This window comes from Flavobacterium sp. RHBU_3 (genome assembly GCF_046613565.1).
Taxonomy (GTDB): Bacteria; Bacteroidota; Bacteroidia; order Flavobacteriales; family Flavobacteriaceae; genus Flavobacterium.
On sequence record NZ_JBKJHC010000005.1, the window covers coordinates 286,177 to 302,237 of the forward strand.

A 16,061-nucleotide genomic window follows, 5' to 3' on the forward strand; every position below is an offset into this window, starting at 1 on the left:
GCTTTTGTTTTATACTACCGCCAAGAATATAAAAAAGGCGATGGCTATTATTGTGCAGAAAAAACCGTTCCAGGTATTTTCGCTCCAGTTTTTCATAATTTCTTTCATGGCTGTGGTTTTATGTTTAAGCTAAGATAGTTAAAAACCTTCGTTTTCAAAAATACCTTTGTTTACTTCGTCTATATAATTTAGTAATTCTTCACGGCCGGTAGCATCTTCAGATGAGGTAACAAAATGCTGTGGCATTTCTTCCCATCCGTTTTCTATTACTTTTTTGCGGTAAGCCGCCACGTGCTGCTGTACTTTGCCTTTGCTTATTTTGTCTGCTTTGGTAAAAATAATGCAAAACGGCACACCTGATTCGCCCAGGTAGTTGATGAATTCCAAGTCTATCTTTTGTGCTTCGTGGCGTATGTCTACCAGTACAAAGCCGCATACCAGTTGCTCGCGCTTCTCAAAATAATCGGTTATAAACTTCTGGAAGGTTTCCTTGGTGCTTTTAGATACGCGTGCATAGCCATAGCCGGGTAAGTCTACCAGGTGCCAGTTGTTGTTTATCTTAAAGTGGTTTATAAGTTGGGTCTTTCCGGGCCTGCCCGATGTTTTGGCCAGGGAGGTGCGGTTAGTAAGCATGTTTATCAATGACGACTTGCCTACATTACTGCGGCCTATAAAGGCATATTCCGGTATGGGTTCCTTAGGGCACTTGGCAGCATCGGAGTTGCTTACTATAAATTCGGCAGAGGTAATTTTCATGTCGTCATCAATTAAGCCGCAAAGATACGTATTTCAAATTTTAGAATTCAGATTTCAGATTTTTCGGAACTAAGAGAAAAAACAAAGGCATGAAATCAAATGATTTTACGCCTTTTATATTTTTAGATTTCGAGTGAAGCTATTCTGAAATCTTAAATTACTGAGGTAGTCCCTGCTTTGTAAGCCACTCGTGCATCAGTCGGTTAAACTCGTCCGGGTGCTCCATCATGGCAGCGTGTCCGCATTTGTCTATCCAGTACAGGGTGCTGTTTGGTAATAGCTTATGGAACTCTTCGGCTACATCCGGTGGAGTTACGCCGTCTTGTTTGCCCCAAATAATGCCTGTAGGCACGTGCATTTTTGGTAAGTCCTTAGCCATGTTATGACGAATGGCGCTTTTGGCTATGGTAAGGGTTTTTATCAGTTTTATACGATCGTTTGCTACGGCGTATACATCGTCTACAAGTTCTTCGGTAGCTATGGCAGGGTCGTAGAATACTTCGCCTGCTTTTCTTTTTATGTATTCGCGGTCGCCCCTGCGAGGGTAGCTGTCGCCCATGGCGCTTTCATACAGTCCGCTGCTGCCGGTAATAATAAGTCCCAGCATTTTTTCGGGGTACATTTTACTAAAGTAAAGCGCTATATGTCCGCCAAGTGAGTTGCCCAGTAATATTACGCGGTCAAAACCTTTGTATTCTATAAAGTCTTTTACCCATTTGGCAAATGCCTTTACATTGGTCTTTAAAATGCTTTGGGTATAAAGCGGCAGTTCGGGTATTACAACCTTAAAGCCGTGTTGCGGAAAATAGTTTGCTACGCCGTCAAAATTGCTCAGGGCGCCCATTAATCCGTGTAGTACTATAATAGGAGTGCCTTCGCCTTTTTCAAAGTAGTGGTACTTCCCTTCGTTATTATTGCTTTGCATGTGGTTTTTCAGTTCAAAAACTGCACAAATATATGACTTTATAAATTAATAAGGCTTTACCCCATAAATATAATAGAGAGTGTGGTGAAACTTGCTTTTTTGGTTTTTGTTTCCACTTTTTACCACTGTACTTCTGTTAAATATATCACAAACGCACTGCTTCTTGTTTTGTTTCAAGTTTTGAATATTTCTTATTTTGTGTGTTTTTGGTGTGGGTTTAGGTGATTTATTCTCTTCAAACACTTGATTTTGGTGTGTATTTTTTAATCGAAGCTTGGTTTTTATTTTTTGGGCTAAAACCCTGAAATTTAAGCGTGGTGGTAAAACTTATCAACAATGTGTAAGGTGGTGGGAAATTGTGGTAATATTTTTTTATTTTTGCTTTAAGAAGACCTAATATCTAACTGCTTGAATACCATAGTCGGGACATATGAATGTAAAGCTGATAACAAAGGAAGGCTAATGCTGCCTGCTCCTTTGAAGAAGCAATTGCACGAAGGTTTGGGTCAGGGATTCGTGCTGAAGAGGTCGGTTTTCCAGAAATGTCTTGAGCTTTACCCTATGGCGGAGTGGGATAAGGAAATGAGGAAGCTGAATAAGTTGAATCGTTTTGTGAAAAAGAACAACGACTTCATCAGGGCGTTTACTGCTGGGGTAAGAGTGATAGAAATGGATGCTGCCGGAAGGTTGCTGATACCAAAAGACCTTGCGGTATTTGCCGGAATAGAAGGAGATGTGGTGCTAAGTTCGGCGGTAAGTATTGTGGAGGTTTGGGATAAGGGCCGATACGAAGCCTCGATAGCGATTTCTGATGAAGACTTTGCAAGCCTGGCTGAAGATGTGATGGGTAATATAATGGATGACGAAGATGGAATATCATAACCCCGTATTGCTAAAAGAAACAGTAGACGGACTCAATATAAAGCCTGATGGTGTATATGTGGATGTAACCTTTGGTGGTGGCGGACACTCAAGAGAGATAATGAAGAGGCTGGGGCCGAACGGAAGGTTGTTTGCTTTTGATCAGGATGAAGATGCTCAGGCAAATGTAATAGATGATGAGCGTTTTACCCTGATACCGGAAAACTTCAGGTTCCTAAAAAGATACCTTAGGTTTTATGGTATAAAAGAGGTAGACGGTATACTGGGAGATTTTGGTGTTTCATCACACCAGTTTGATGTAGCAGAGCGCGGGTTTAGTACCCGTTTTGATGCTGAACTGGACATGAGGATGAGCAAGAAAAACGATCTTGATGCTTATAAGGTGGTTAACGACTACGATGAGAAAGATCTTAAGAAGGTGTTCTTTGATTATGGTGAACTAAAAAATGCAGGAGCGCTTGCTTATACTATAGGTGTGGCAAGAAAAGAAAAGCCGATAAAGAACACTGGTGAATTAAAACAGGTGTTGGCTAAGTTTCTTCCGGCGCATAAAAGCAACAAAATACTGGCGCAGATTTATCAGGCTATACGTATAGAGGTAAACCAGGAGGTAGAGGTGCTTAAGGAGTTTTTAGAACAAAGCCTTGAGGTGCTTAAGCCGGGTGGCAGGCTTAGTGTTATAAGCTACCACTCGCTTGAAGACAGGCTGGTAAAGCGTTTTGTGCGAAACGGCATGTTTGAGGGTGAGCCTGAGCGCGATATGTTTGGCAGGTTTGAGGTGCCGTTTAAAAGCATTGAAAAACTAATAGTGCCTACAGAAGAAGAAATTGCAATAAATAACAGGGCCCGAAGTGCTAAGCTTAGGGTGGCTGAAAAATTATAAAGAAACAGGTTATGAAAGGTGGTGTATACAGCTTGCTTAAGGCAAAATATCTGGTAGACCAGGGCTCCATGAAAAACTGGCGCTTTATACTGTTTCTGGTTTTTGTGGCAATGCTTATGGTAGCTAACTCTCATAATTATGAGAAGAAGGTGTACCGCATAAGTGAGATGAAGGATGAGATACAGAAGTTGCGGGCAGAGTTTGTAGCACGCCGCAGCGAGCTGATGGAACTGAAAATGGAAAGTACGGTGGCGGCAAAAATGGAGCCAAGGGGTATTTACCCGGCAACAACCCCTCCGGAAAAAATAGTGGTGGCCAAGAAGAAGGAAGAAGGATTTTTTGAGCGGTTATGGCAGTAGAAGATAAAAAGTCATTGCGGATATATGTAGTAGCCTTTGCCCTTGTGGTAATGGCTATCCTTGTTTCTGTAAAGCTCTTTAATATACAGTGGGTAGAAGGTGATAGTTATCGCAGGCTTGCTAAAGAACGTACGGTAAACGATTCGGTTATACCGGCTAACAGGGGTAACCTGTACAGTAGTGATGGCAGCCTTTTGGCTACATCGGTGCCAAATTATACGGTGAGGTTTGATGCCGTGGCTCCTAAGGAAAAGGATTTTCAGCAATTTGTAGGGCCGCTGTCTGTTTCGCTCGAAAAAATGTTGGGTGGTGCATCTGAAGATTATGAGAAAAAGCTTCGCAATGCCCGCAGGGGAAACAAGCGATTTGTGCTTATAGCCAAAGGGCTTAGTTATCCTGAGCTGATGGAGCTGAAAAGCTTTCCGTTGTTTAAGTTGGGGCCGTACAAAGGCGGACTTATCGTAAAACAAAAGATAGTACGTGAGCATCCGATAGGTAAAATAGCTGAGCGTACCGTGGGGTACGAGCGTGTAGATGAAGATGGAGAGGTGCTTTATGTGGGTGTTGAAGGGGCTTATGCCGAGTATCTTAAGGGTAAGGATGGCCGCCACATGATGCAGAAGATAGCCAAGAACCAGTGGAAGCCGATAAGTGATGTTAATGAGGTGGATCCTGTAGATGGCTACGATGTTATAAGTTCTTTGAATGTTTATATACAGGATATAGCGCACCATGCTCTTTTAAAGCAGCTGGAATATTATGAGGCCGATCATGGCTGTGTGGTGGTTATGGAAACCAAAACCGGTTATGTAAGGGCTATAAGTAACCTGGGTCGCGCTACCGACGGGTCGTACTACGAAACGGTGAACTATGCCGTGGGCGAAAGCCAGGAACCGGGTTCTACCTTTAAGCTTGCTGCCTTAGTAGCTATGTTAGAGGATGGAAAGGTAGATACAGCGCAGGTGTACGACACCAATGGTGGTAAAGTAAAGTTCTTTGGAAAAACAGTAGAAGACTCTCACAAAGGAGGGTACGGTAAAATATCACTTGCACGTGGTTTCGAACTGTCAAGCAATACAGTGCTTACGCAGGCTTTGTATAACAGTTACAAGAACGACCCAAAGGATTTTTACAAAAGGCTCGATGCTTTTGGTATCACCCACAGGTTAGGTGTTTCGCTTAAAGGTGAGGGAATGCCGGCATTCCTGAGGCCCGACGATAAACGTTGGTCTAAGCTTACACTTCCGTGGATGGGCTTTGGTTATGGGCTTAAGCTTACACCGCTGCAAACGCTTGCTTTTTATAATGGTATAGCTAATAACGGCGAACTGGTGCGTCCGCTTTTTGTTCAGGAAATAAAAGGCTGGGACAAAACCATAAAGAAGTATGATAAAGAGGTGATAAACCCTAAAATATGCTCACCGGGAACCATTAAGCAGGTTAAGGCGATTATGCAGAATGTGGTTAAAAAGGGTACGGCTTCTAAGCTGTATTCGCCCAACTTTAGTATGGCCGGTAAAACGGGTACAGCGCAGGTAAACTACGGTAAGGGTAAAACCAATGGCGAAATGTATTATTCTTCGTCTTTTGTGGGGTATTTCCCTGCCGATGAACCGCAGTACTCGTGTATAGTGGTGGTGCACAAGCCACATGTGGCAAAAGGCTATTACGGAGCAGACGTAGCTGGGCCGGTGTTTAGAAGGATAGCACAAAAGATATTTACCGATGTGCCTTCTACAAACAAGGTGCAGCAGCTGGATAAAAACATAAAAAAACAGGAGCAGTTGTATGCTGCTTACTATGATAAGGAAAACAAGAATAAGAGTAATATAATGCCAAATATGCTGGGTATGGCAGGCATGGATGCTGTAGCTATGCTGGGTAATATGGGGCTGAAGGTGGAAATAAAAGGTTCTGGTAAAGTAAAAAAGCAGTCGCTTTCGCCGGGACAATCAATTCGTAAGAACCAAACTGTAATACTGGAATTATCGTGATGCTATTGCGCGACATATTATATAAAGTATCCTTAGAGCAGGTAAAAGGCGCTACCGATATACCTGTGGGTAAAATAGAGTTCGACTCCCGTAAGCTGGAGACGGGCGATACTTTTGTAGCCATAAGGGGTACGGTAAGCGACGGCCATAGTTTTATAGACAAGGCAATAAGCATGGGAGCTACAGCAATTATTTGCGAGGAGCTTCCGGAGGTGGTTGCAGAAGGTGTTACTTATGTAGTAGTGGCTAATACCCATGCTGCATTGGCATTTATGGCGGCAAACTATTACGGTAATCCGTCTGAGAGCCTGAAGCTTGTAGGGGTAACCGGTACAAACGGTAAAACCACCATAGCTACACTGCTGTACCAGCTGTTTAAAAATGCGGGGTTTAAAACAGGTTTGCTGAGTACCGTAAAGGTAATGGTAGATGATAAGGAATATCCTGCCACGCATACAACTCCCGATTCGCTAAGTATAAATAAGTACCTGCGCGAAATGGTAGACAACGGTTGCGATTATTGCTTTATGGAAGTAAGCAGCCATGGCATACACCAGCACCGCACCAGCGGGCTCCTGTTTACAGGAGGTATTTTTACAAACCTGTCTCATGACCACCTGGACTATCATGCCACGTTTGCAGAGTACAGGGATGTAAAGAAATCGTTCTTCGATAATTTGCCAAAGACAGCATTTGCTATATCAAATGTAGACGATAAGAACGGGCTGGTAATGCTGCAAAACACACTTGCTAAAAAGCTTACCTACGGTCTTAAAACATACGCCGATTATAAAGCGCAGATATTGGAAAACCAACTTTCCGGCCTGCTTTTAAAAATAAACGGTCAGGAAGTTTGGGTAAAGCTTATTGGTACGTTTAACGCGTATAACCTACTGGCTATATACGGCGCTGCTGTAAATCTTGGTCTTGAGGAGCAAGAGGTGCTAAGGCTGATGAGCGAGCTGGAAAGCGTAAGCGGTAGGTTTCAGTTTATAGTGTCGCCTACAAACATTACGGCTATTGTAGATTATGCCCATACGCCCGATGCATTGGAGAATGTGCTGAATACTATAGAAAACATCCGCACACGCAATGAAAAGCTTATAACAGTAGTAGGCTGTGGCGGAGACAGGGATAAGACCAAGCGCCCGGAAATGGCTAAGATAGCCAGCGATATGAGCGATCAGGCCATCTTTACCAGCGATAATCCGCGTAGTGAGGTGCCCGAAGATATTATTGAAGACATGGAAAAAGGCGTAGAGCCTCAAAACTATAAAAAAACAGTAGCGATCATAGATCGTAAACAGGCAATAAAGCTGGCATGCCAGCTGGCTAAGCCAAACGATATTATACTTATAGCCGGCAAAGGCCATGAGACCTACCAGGAAATTAAAGGAGTAAAGTACGATTTTGATGACATGCAGGTGGTAAAAGAATTATTAAGCCAATTAAATAAATAGCGCGATAGTATGCTTTATTATCTATTTCAGTTTTTAGACAAACAGTGGGATGTTCCAGGTACCGGGGTGTTTCAGTACATTACGTTTCGTTCAGGACTGGCAGTAATACTGTCGCTACTCCTTTCTACCATATTCGGAAAAAGGATTATCAATTTCCTGCGCCGTCAGCAAATAGGTGAAACCGTGCGCGATCTGGGTCTTGAGGGACAAAGCCAAAAGGCAGGTACACCTACCATGGGAGGGCTTATTATTATATTCTCTACACTGGTGCCGGTATTACTGTTGGCCAAGCTTGATAATATTTATATAGTACTGCTTATTGTTACCACATTATGGATGGGTACCATAGGCTTCCTTGATGATTACCTTAAGGTACATAAAAAGGATAAAGAGGGGCTTAAGGGTAAGTTTAAAGTAGTGGGGCAGGTAGGCCTGGGGCTAATAGTAGGCTACGTGCTTTACTTTCACCCGGGGGTTACCGTGCGTACTGATAGTGCTCCTATTGTACAATATCAGCAGGGCCGAAATGTAATTGTACAGGCGCCTGTAGAAGAAAAATCTACGGCTACTACCATACCGTTCTTTAAAAACAATGAATTTGACTATGCCGAGGCATTATCATTTATGGGAGGTGACTATACCAAATGGGCTTGGCTGATATTTATTCCTGTAGTGATATTTATCATTACAGCAGTAAGTAACGGTGCTAATCTTACTGATGGTATAGACGGACTCGCGGCAGGCACCAGTGCCATAGCGGTGCTCACCCTCGGGATTTTTGCATTCGTTTCGGGTAACATCATTTTTAGTAATTACCTCAATATAATGTACATCCCTAACTCCGGTGAAATGACAGTGTACATAGCGGCCTTTGGCGGGTCGCTCATAGGCTTCCTGTGGTACAATACCTATCCGGCCACTGTTTTTATGGGAGATACGGGTAGCCTTACCATAGGCGGTATTATAGCAGTACTGGCACTTGCAGTGCGAAAGGAGCTACTTATACCGGTACTGTGCGGTATTTTCCTTGCCGAGAATTTATCAGTAGTACTGCAGGTAAGTTATTTTAAATATACAAAGAAGAAATACGGCGAGGGCAGAAGGATATTCCTGATGTCGCCGCTGCACCACCACTACCAGAAGAAGGGATACCACGAAAGTAAAATCGTAACCCGTTTCTGGATTATAGCAATCATACTGGCAATATTTTCACTGGTATCACTAAAACTGAGATAATATGAGGCTGGTAGTACTGGGTGGCGGAGAAAGCGGTGTGGGTACTGCAATCCTCGGAAAGAAAAAAGGATACGATGTTTTTTTGTCGGACTTCGGGAAGATAAAAAATAACTATAAAGAAGTTCTTGCTCTGAACAGGCTTGCCTGGGAAGAGGAAAAACATACTGAGGAGTTAATACTGAATGCCGATGTGGTGATGAAAAGCCCGGGTATACCCGATAAGTCGCCCATTGTAAAGAAGCTGAAGGAAAAAGGCATACCGGTAATATCGGAAATTGAATTTGCCAATCAGTTTAATAAAAAAGAAACGATAGGCATTACGGGCAGTAACGGTAAAACCACCACCACCATGCTTGCGCACCATTTGCTTAAGCAGGGCGGAATGAATGTAGGGCTGGCAGGTAATATAGGTAAAAGCTTTGCCTGGCAGGTAGCCGAAGACAAGGTGGAAGGATATGTTCTTGAATTGAGCAGTTTTCAGCTGGACGGGATAGAGGATTACCGCCCTCATATAGCGGTAATAACCAACATAAGCCCGGATCACCTTGACAGGTACGAGTACAATTACGACCTGTACATTGCTGCTAAGTTCCGTATTACCATGAACCAGACTAAAGATGATTATCTGATTTATGATGCGGATGACGAAGCCATAAACAACTGGCTTTCTAAAAATAAAACCAAAGCGAAATTGATCCCTTTTTCGCTTTCAGGTAAAAATAAAAAAGGGATTTATGTTAAGGACAATGCCATTATTAGCAACATAACTGAAAAAGAATTTACAATGTCGATAAACGAACTTTCACTTGAAGGAAAACACAATGTTAAGAATGCTATGGCAGCTACAGCTATTGCTCAGCTTAAAAACATAAGGAAGAAAACCATAAGGGAAAGTCTTTCTAATTTTCAGGGTGTAGAACACAGACTGGAAAAGGTGCTGAAAATTCAGGGTGTGGAGTACATTAACGACAGTAAAGCTACTAATACTAACTCTACTTATTTTGCTCTTGAGAGCATGACCACACCTACCGTGTGGATAGTAGGTGGTGTAGATAAAGGTAACGACTATAATGAACTTATGGCACTGGTGCGCGAAAAAGTAAAAGCCATAGTGTGCCTTGGTGTAGATAACCAGAAACTCGTAAACGCTTTTGGTAACGTGGTAGATATTATGGTAGAAACCACCAGTATGGCCGATGCTGTGAAAACAGCGTCTAAGCTGGCGGAGAAAGGTGATGCTGTATTGCTTTCGCCGGCGTGTGCAAGCTTCGACCTGTTTGAAAGCTACGAAGACCGTGGCAAACAGTTTAAGGCTGCTGTACAGAATTTGTAAAACGCGTTTTTGCAGAACAAAATAAAAAATGAAAGAATTAATCAATAACCTGAAAGGAGATAAGGGCATCTGGTCGTTCGCCATATTGCTTGCCCTTGTGTCGTTCATGCCTGTTTTCAGCGCAAGCAGCAACCTTGTGTATGTAATAGGTAAGGGCACTGTTATAGGTTATTTGGTTAAGCACCTGGTGCATATATTTATTGGTTTCGGGCTTATTTATATGGTGCACAAAGTGCCGTACCATTATTACAAAGGGCTTTCTATACTGTTTATGCCGCTTATAGCAGTGCTGTTAGTGTATACCTTTTTGCAGGGTACAGTAATAGACGGAGCCAATGCCAGCCGATGGATAAAAATCCCGTTTGTGGGGGTTACGTTCCAAACGTCGTCTCTGGCTATGATAGTCCTTATGGTGTATGTAGCACGCTACCTGGCTAAGGTACAGGATAAGGCATATACGTTTAAATCATCGCTCATTGAATTATGGATTCCGGTATTTATTATACTGGCACTTATATTACCGGCCAACTTCAGTACAGCAGCACTTATCTTCAGCATGGTATGTATGCTGGTGTTTGTGGGAGGTTATCCGTTGCGATTCCTGGGTATGGTTGTAGGTATGAGTACCGTAATGCTTGCGCTGTTCATATCGTTTGTAATGTTGTTCCCTAAGGCAATACCAAACAGTAGGGTACAAACATGGAAGAGCCGTATAGAACGTTTTGCAAGTGATGATGAAAACGAAGACCGCTACCAGATTGAAAACGCCAAGATAGCCATTGCTACCGGACAGGTATACGGACTGGGACCTGGTAAGAGTGTTCAGAAGAACTTCCTGCCGCAGTCGTCTTCCGATTTTATCTTCGCTATTATAGTAGAAGAATACGGTATGCTGGGCGGATTGCTGGTAATGTTCCTTTACCTGATGCTGATGTTCAGGTTCCTGGTACAGGCACATAAATCGAAATCGCTCTTTGGTAAGCTGCTTATAGTGGGATTAGGTTTTCCCATCATATTTCAGGCGTTCATCAATATGGGTGTGGCAACTGAATTACTTCCTGTAACGGGTCAGCCGCTACCGCTAATCAGCAGCGGGGGTAGTAGCATCTGGATGACGTGTATATCTATAGGCATCATTCTTAGTGTTACCAAAAAAGAAGAAGAGGTGGCACAGGAAGAAGCCGATAAGCTGGAGCGTGAAGCGATTATTCAGCAGTTGATAGACGAACACATACTGAAAGAAAAACAGCGTGAAGAAGCCGAAGCACAAGGTATAGAGCCGGCGGCTTTTTCGGTTGAGGATGCTGCAAACCCGATGAGGGCGGTAATGAAGTAAGCTACTTAGCGCTGAGCAACTGAGTTTCTTAGCTTTTAGGGATAAAGAAATTAGATTAATAAATTAATGTATTGAGAGACTAAGTCGCTAAGAGGCTAAGCAACTCAGAAGCTTTTAAAAATAAACAATGGCGAATCCTAAATTCATATTAAGCGGTGGCGGAACCGGGGGGCATATTTACCCTGCGGTAGCTATTGCTAATGAGTTGAAGGCGCGTTTCCCGGAAAGCGAAATCCTGTTTGTAGGAGCTAGCGACAAGATGGAAATGCAAAAGGTGCCACAGGCCGGTTATAAAATAGAGGGTCTATGGATAGCGGGTATACAACGCAGGCTGACATTTGATAATGCACTGTTTCCGCTAAAATTGATATGCAGCCTTATAAAGTCGCGCAGTATTATAAAAAAGTTTAAACCCGATGTGGTTATAGGTACCGGAGGCTTTGCCAGCGGTCCGCTTTTAAGGGTAGCTGGTGGTATGAAGGTGCCGGTGGTTGTACAGGAACAAAATTCGTTTCCGGGCATCACAAACAAATGGTTGTCTAAATGGGCAAGCAAAATATGTGTAGCCTACGACAACCTGGATAAGTTTTTTCCTGCTGAGAAAATTGTTTTTACCGGTAATCCTGTAAGGCAGGACCTGATAGGTACAGCAGATAAGAGAGATGAAGCCGTAACACGTTTTGGTCTCGACCCGAATAAAAAAACATTGTTGGTATTAGGAGGTAGCCTTGGCGCGCGCCGCATAAACCAGCTTATTGATAAAGAGCTTGCTTTTATACAGGCACAAGGTGTGCAGGTAATATGGCAGTGTGGTAAGCTTTATTTTGACGAATACCGTCATCATGGCGATAAAGACGGGGTTCAGGTGCTTTCGTTCATAGACAGGATGGATTTGGTTTACGCTGCGGCAGATTTTGTAATATCACGGGCAGGGGCATCATCAGTGTCTGAGCTTTGTATTGTGGGCAAACCGGTAATTTTTATACCGTCGCCAAACGTAGCGGAAGACCACCAGACCAAAAATGCGCAGGCTATTGTAGATAAAGGAGGGGCATTATTGATGAAGGAGCCACAGCTTGAAGCCGAGTTTCAACCGGTGTTTACGGATTTGGTAAGCAATACCGAAAAGCAGGCAGCTTTGGCTGGAAACATAAAAGGGCTGGCAAAGGTAAATGCCACCAACGATATTGTTGAAGAGATTGTAAAGCTGCTGAGCCGCTAAGCTACTTAGTTACTGAGCAGGGAAACAGAAGATAAATTCCGGATTTAAGTTATAAGATAACGTACTTAAATAGCCGGCTAAAGAATAAAAATAAGCTGAATGCCGGTGTCCCGAAAATAGCTAAGAAGCTAAAGGACTCAGGTGCTCAGCAGCTTAAAAAAAGATGGAATTAGCAAACATTAAAAATGTCTATTTTATTGGTATTGGCGGCATAGGTATGAGTGCCATTGCACGCTATTTTAAGTTCATAGGCAAAAATGTAGCGGGTTATGACAAAACCCCAACCCATCTTACAGAAGAGCTGGTAGCCGAAGGGATAAACATTCACTTTGACGACAGCACAGCATTGATTGAAGATTCGTTCCTTGATAAAGAAAATACACTGGTAGTAGTAACCCCGGCGGTGCCTAAGCACCACACTGAGTGGAACTATTTCCTGGATAACGGTTTTGTGGTTAAAAAACGCGCCGAGGTACTGGGTATCATCACTAAGGGTACGTACTCTTTTGCGGTGGCCGGTACGCATGGCAAAACCACTACCAGCAGTATACTGGGGCACATACTGTACCAGAGTGGCGTAGACGTTACAGCCTTTATAGGCGGAGTTGTAGAAAACTACAACTCTAACCTTATAGGCAGTGGCAAAACGGTTACTGTAGCGGAAGCCGACGAGTTTGACCGTTCGTTTTTACACCTGCACCCGGATATTGCCTGTGTGACGAGTATGGATGCCGACCACCTGGATATTTATGGAGATACCGCTTCGATAGAAGCATCGTTCCGTGAGTTTGCCGACAAGGTGGAAGACAAAAGCAAGCTGTTTGTAGTTAAGGGGCTTCCACTTGAAGGTGTTACCGTGGGAGTTGGTGAAGGGCAATTTTCGGCACAGAACATCCGTATAGAAGACAGCTGGTATGTGTTTGACGTTGTAACCCCGGAAGAAACCATAACCGATATACGTTTCGGTTTGCCGGGCCACCACAACCTTACCAATGCTACTTTGGCTTTAGCCATGGCAAGGACATACGGTGTTTCGGGTGAGGATATAAAATCGGCGTTGGCAAGCTTTAAAGGCGTAAGGCGCAGGTTTAGTTACCAGATAAAAGAAAAGGAGCTGGTGTATATAGACGACTATGCGCACCACCCTACAGAGATAAATGCGGTGTACCAGGCGGTAAGCGAGCTGTACCCAAATGATAAGGTACTGGCGGTATTTCAGCCACACCTGTTCAGCCGCACAAGGGATTTTGCCGATGGCTTTGCAAAAAGCCTGGGGCAGTTTGAAAATATTGTATTGTTAGACATCTATCCGGCAAGGGAATTACCTATAGAAGGAATAACCAGCCAGTGGTTGCTGGATAAGATAGAGAACCCGAATAAGAAGCTGGTAAGCAAAGAAGAATTGCTACCGCTGCTTAAGCAAACAGATGCCCGGGTTATTATTACCATAGGGGCAGGTGATATAGGAGAAATGGTAGGAGATATTAAGGCAATGTTAGATGAAAAATATTGATTGGGCAAACATAAGGCTGATAGCAATACTGTGTGTTACGGTGTTTCTGTATGCTTTTACAGGGAAGCGCAATGAACAGAGGAATCTTGAAAAAGCCGAGATATTTTTTGCCGATAATGATAAATTTATAACAAAAGACGCGGTTAATAAGTTGTTAATACAAAATTTTGGTCCTGTTAACACCATAAAGAAAGTTCAGTTAGATTTGAATAAGGTGGAAAAAACTATCAGTGCAAATCCGATGGTTGGCCGGGCAAAGGTTTACGCTACAGTAGATGGGAAACTGATAGCGGAAATAACACAAAAGCAACCGGTGGCCAGAGCATTTCAGGGTACAAAATCGTATTACATAGACTATGGCGGAAAAGCAATGCCGCTTAGTGAAAGTGAAACGGCAAGAGTACCATTGTTAACAGGCGATTTTAATAAACTAGACCGTAAGAAGCTAAAAGAACTGCTGAATTATATTTATGATGATGACTTTTTAAGGAAGAACATCACAGGGATTTCAGTAATGTCTACCGGCTACATTACTATGAGTACGCGGGGGTACAGCTACGATATTTTGTTTGGCGGCCCGGTAAACATAGACAGGAAGTTTAAAAATTATAAAGCGTTTTTGCAGGACGCTACCAAGGATACGTTGATAGAAAATTACAAAACCATCAACCTGAAGTTTACAGAGCAGGTGGTGTGCACCAAAAAATAGAGATATGGAAAGAGAGAGCATTGCAGTAGGTTTAGACATCGGTACTACGAAGATCGTAGCGATGATAGGTAAGAAGAATGAGTATGGCAAGCTGGAAATCCTGGGCATCGGAAAATCGAAAAGCCTTGGGGTAGCCCGTGGCGTGGTGAATAACATTACCCAGACCATTCAATCTATTCAGCAGGCGGTACAGGAAGCCGAAGCAAACAGCGGCTACCGTATTAATGATGTGGTGGTGGGTATAGCCGGCCAGCACATACGCAGTATACAGCACAGCGATTACATAAGCAGGAGCAATCCTGAAGAGGTAATAGGCGATGCTGATATTGACCTGCTTATTAATCAGGTGCACAAACTGGCCATGCTGCCGGGTGAAGAAATAATACATGTATTGCCTCAGGAATTTAAAATAGACGGTCAAAACGAAATAAAAGAACCTATTGGTATGTACGGCGGCAGGCTTGAGGCCAGTTTCCACGTGGTGGTGGGGCAGGCATCGAGCATCCGTAACGTAGGCCGATGCATTAAAAGTGCAGGCTTAGACCTTTCGGGTTTAACGCTGGAGCCACTTGCGTCGTCTGATGCGGTACTTAGCCAGGAAGAAAAAGAAGCAGGTGTAGCGCTTATCGATATAGGTGGCGGTACTACCGACCTTGCTATATTTAAAGACGGCATTATACGCCATACAGCAGTAATACCATTTGGTGGTAATGTAATAACCGATGATATTAAGGAAGGTTGCTCTATTATAGAAAAACAGGCCGAACTGCTTAAAGTAAAATTCGGTTCAGCTTGGCCGGGTGAAAACAAAGACAACGAGATTGTTTCTATCCCTGGTCTTCGCGGACGTGAGCCAAAGGAAATTTCGCTTAAAAACCTTTCTAAGATAATCCACGCCCGTGTGGTGGAAATCATAGAGCAGGTATTTGCCGAGATTAAAGCTTACGGACATGAAGATCCACGCAAGAAGCTTATTGCCGGTATTGTACTTACAGGCGGTGGATCTGAACTGAAACATATAAAGCAACTTGTAGAATACATAACTGGCATGGATACCCGTATAGGTTACCCTAACGAACACCTTGCTGGTAAATCAGGTGAGGAAATTTCGAGCCCGCTATATGCAACGGCAGTGGGACTTGTAATGAACAGCCTGCGAAACAATACACAAAGTGCTACTCCGCTTGTAGAGATGCAAAAACCGGTGTACCAGCCGGTAGTACGTCAGCAGCCTGTAGCGGCACCGGTTGTAAACGCTGTAGAAACACCTGTACCTGTAGCGGCACAAATAGCTGCCAAAGTAGAGGAGCCTGTACTGGAAACTGTAGCAGCACCAAAAGAAGACATGAGTATTGTTAATGAATCGACTGAGAAGAAAGTGAAGAGGTCATTCTTTGACAAGTATATAGATAAGATTAAAGATTTTTTAGATAACGCAGAATAAAACCCGTTG

General features: G+C 43.3%; 14 protein-coding genes. 12 read left to right on the forward strand and 2 right to left on the reverse strand.

Annotated elements, in window-relative coordinates:
* Nucleotides 1-138: 138 nt before the first annotated feature.
* Nucleotides 139-756 carry a ribosome biogenesis GTP-binding protein YihA/YsxC gene (gene yihA / locus ACLI1A_RS09460; protein ID WP_411408405.1) on the reverse strand — a complete coding sequence of 206 codons (618 nt, stop codon included), beginning with the start codon at nt 754-756 and terminating at the stop codon, nt 139-141.
* A gap of 157 nt (nt 757-913) precedes the next feature.
* On the reverse strand, nt 914-1,681 hold the full coding sequence (locus ACLI1A_RS09465) for an alpha/beta fold hydrolase (RefSeq protein WP_411408406.1): 768 nt from the start codon (nt 1,679-1,681) through the stop codon (nt 914-916).
* Nucleotides 1,682-2,089: 408 nt separating this feature from the next.
* Here ACLI1A_RS09465 and mraZ point away from each other — a divergent pair, with 408 nt between their 5' ends.
* The 12 genes from mraZ (at nt 2,090) to ftsA (ending at nt 16,052) form a co-directional block, all read left to right on the forward strand.
* Complete coding sequence (mraZ, locus tag ACLI1A_RS09470) at nt 2,090-2,563, forward strand: division/cell wall cluster transcriptional repressor MraZ (RefSeq protein WP_411408407.1); 474 nt, start codon at nt 2,090-2,092, stop codon at nt 2,561-2,563.
* Entirely contained in the window at nt 2,541-3,446 is a 906-nt protein-coding gene (gene rsmH, locus ACLI1A_RS09475) for a 16S rRNA (cytosine(1402)-N(4))-methyltransferase RsmH (RefSeq protein WP_411408408.1), read from the forward strand. The genes mraZ and rsmH overlap by 23 nt, the downstream gene beginning before the upstream one ends.
* An 11-nt stretch (nt 3,447-3,457) precedes the next feature.
* Nucleotides 3,458-3,805: an FtsL-like putative cell division protein gene (locus tag ACLI1A_RS09480; RefSeq protein WP_411408409.1), complete on the forward strand. Its 348-nt coding sequence runs from the start codon at nt 3,458-3,460 to the stop codon at nt 3,803-3,805.
* Nucleotides 3,796-5,799, forward strand: a complete 2,004-nt coding sequence (locus ACLI1A_RS09485; RefSeq protein ID WP_411408410.1) for a penicillin-binding protein — start codon at nt 3,796-3,798, stop codon at nt 5,797-5,799. Before ACLI1A_RS09480 ends, ACLI1A_RS09485 begins: the two co-directional genes overlap by 10 nt.
* Complete coding sequence (locus tag ACLI1A_RS09490) at nt 5,799-7,259, forward strand: UDP-N-acetylmuramoyl-L-alanyl-D-glutamate--2,6-diaminopimelate ligase (RefSeq protein ID WP_411408445.1); 1,461 nt, start codon at nt 5,799-5,801, stop codon at nt 7,257-7,259. Before ACLI1A_RS09485 ends, ACLI1A_RS09490 begins: the two co-directional genes overlap by 1 nt.
* Nucleotides 7,260-7,268: 9 nt before the next feature.
* Nucleotides 7,269-8,495 carry a phospho-N-acetylmuramoyl-pentapeptide-transferase gene (mraY, locus tag ACLI1A_RS09495; RefSeq protein ID WP_411408411.1) on the forward strand — a complete coding sequence of 409 codons (1,227 nt, stop codon included), beginning with the start codon at nt 7,269-7,271 and terminating at the stop codon, nt 8,493-8,495.
* 1 nt (nt 8,496) lies between these two features.
* Complete coding sequence (murD, locus tag ACLI1A_RS09500) at nt 8,497-9,828, forward strand: UDP-N-acetylmuramoyl-L-alanine--D-glutamate ligase (protein WP_411408412.1); 1,332 nt, start codon at nt 8,497-8,499, stop codon at nt 9,826-9,828.
* Nucleotides 9,829-9,856: 28 nt separating this feature from the next.
* Nucleotides 9,857-11,164 carry an FtsW/RodA/SpoVE family cell cycle protein gene (locus ACLI1A_RS09505; protein ID WP_411408413.1) on the forward strand — a complete coding sequence of 436 codons (1,308 nt, stop codon included), beginning with the start codon at nt 9,857-9,859 and terminating at the stop codon, nt 11,162-11,164.
* A gap of 127 nt (nt 11,165-11,291) precedes the next feature.
* Entirely contained in the window at nt 11,292-12,386 is a 1,095-nt protein-coding gene (gene murG, locus ACLI1A_RS09510) for an undecaprenyldiphospho-muramoylpentapeptide beta-N-acetylglucosaminyltransferase (protein ID WP_411408414.1), read from the forward strand.
* Between the two features lie 163 nt (nt 12,387-12,549).
* Entirely contained in the window at nt 12,550-13,899 is a 1,350-nt protein-coding gene (gene murC / locus ACLI1A_RS09515; protein ID WP_411408415.1) for a UDP-N-acetylmuramate--L-alanine ligase, read from the forward strand.
* Nucleotides 13,886-14,608, forward strand: coding sequence for a cell division protein FtsQ/DivIB (locus ACLI1A_RS09520; protein ID WP_411408416.1), 723 nt, complete (start codon nt 13,886-13,888; stop codon nt 14,606-14,608). The genes murC and ACLI1A_RS09520 overlap by 14 nt, the downstream gene beginning before the upstream one ends.
* 4 nt (nt 14,609-14,612) lie before the next feature.
* Nucleotides 14,613-16,052 carry a cell division protein FtsA gene (ftsA, locus tag ACLI1A_RS09525; RefSeq protein ID WP_411408417.1) on the forward strand — a complete coding sequence of 480 codons (1,440 nt, stop codon included), beginning with the start codon at nt 14,613-14,615 and terminating at the stop codon, nt 16,050-16,052.
* The last annotated feature ends 9 nt before the right edge of the window (nt 16,053-16,061 follow it).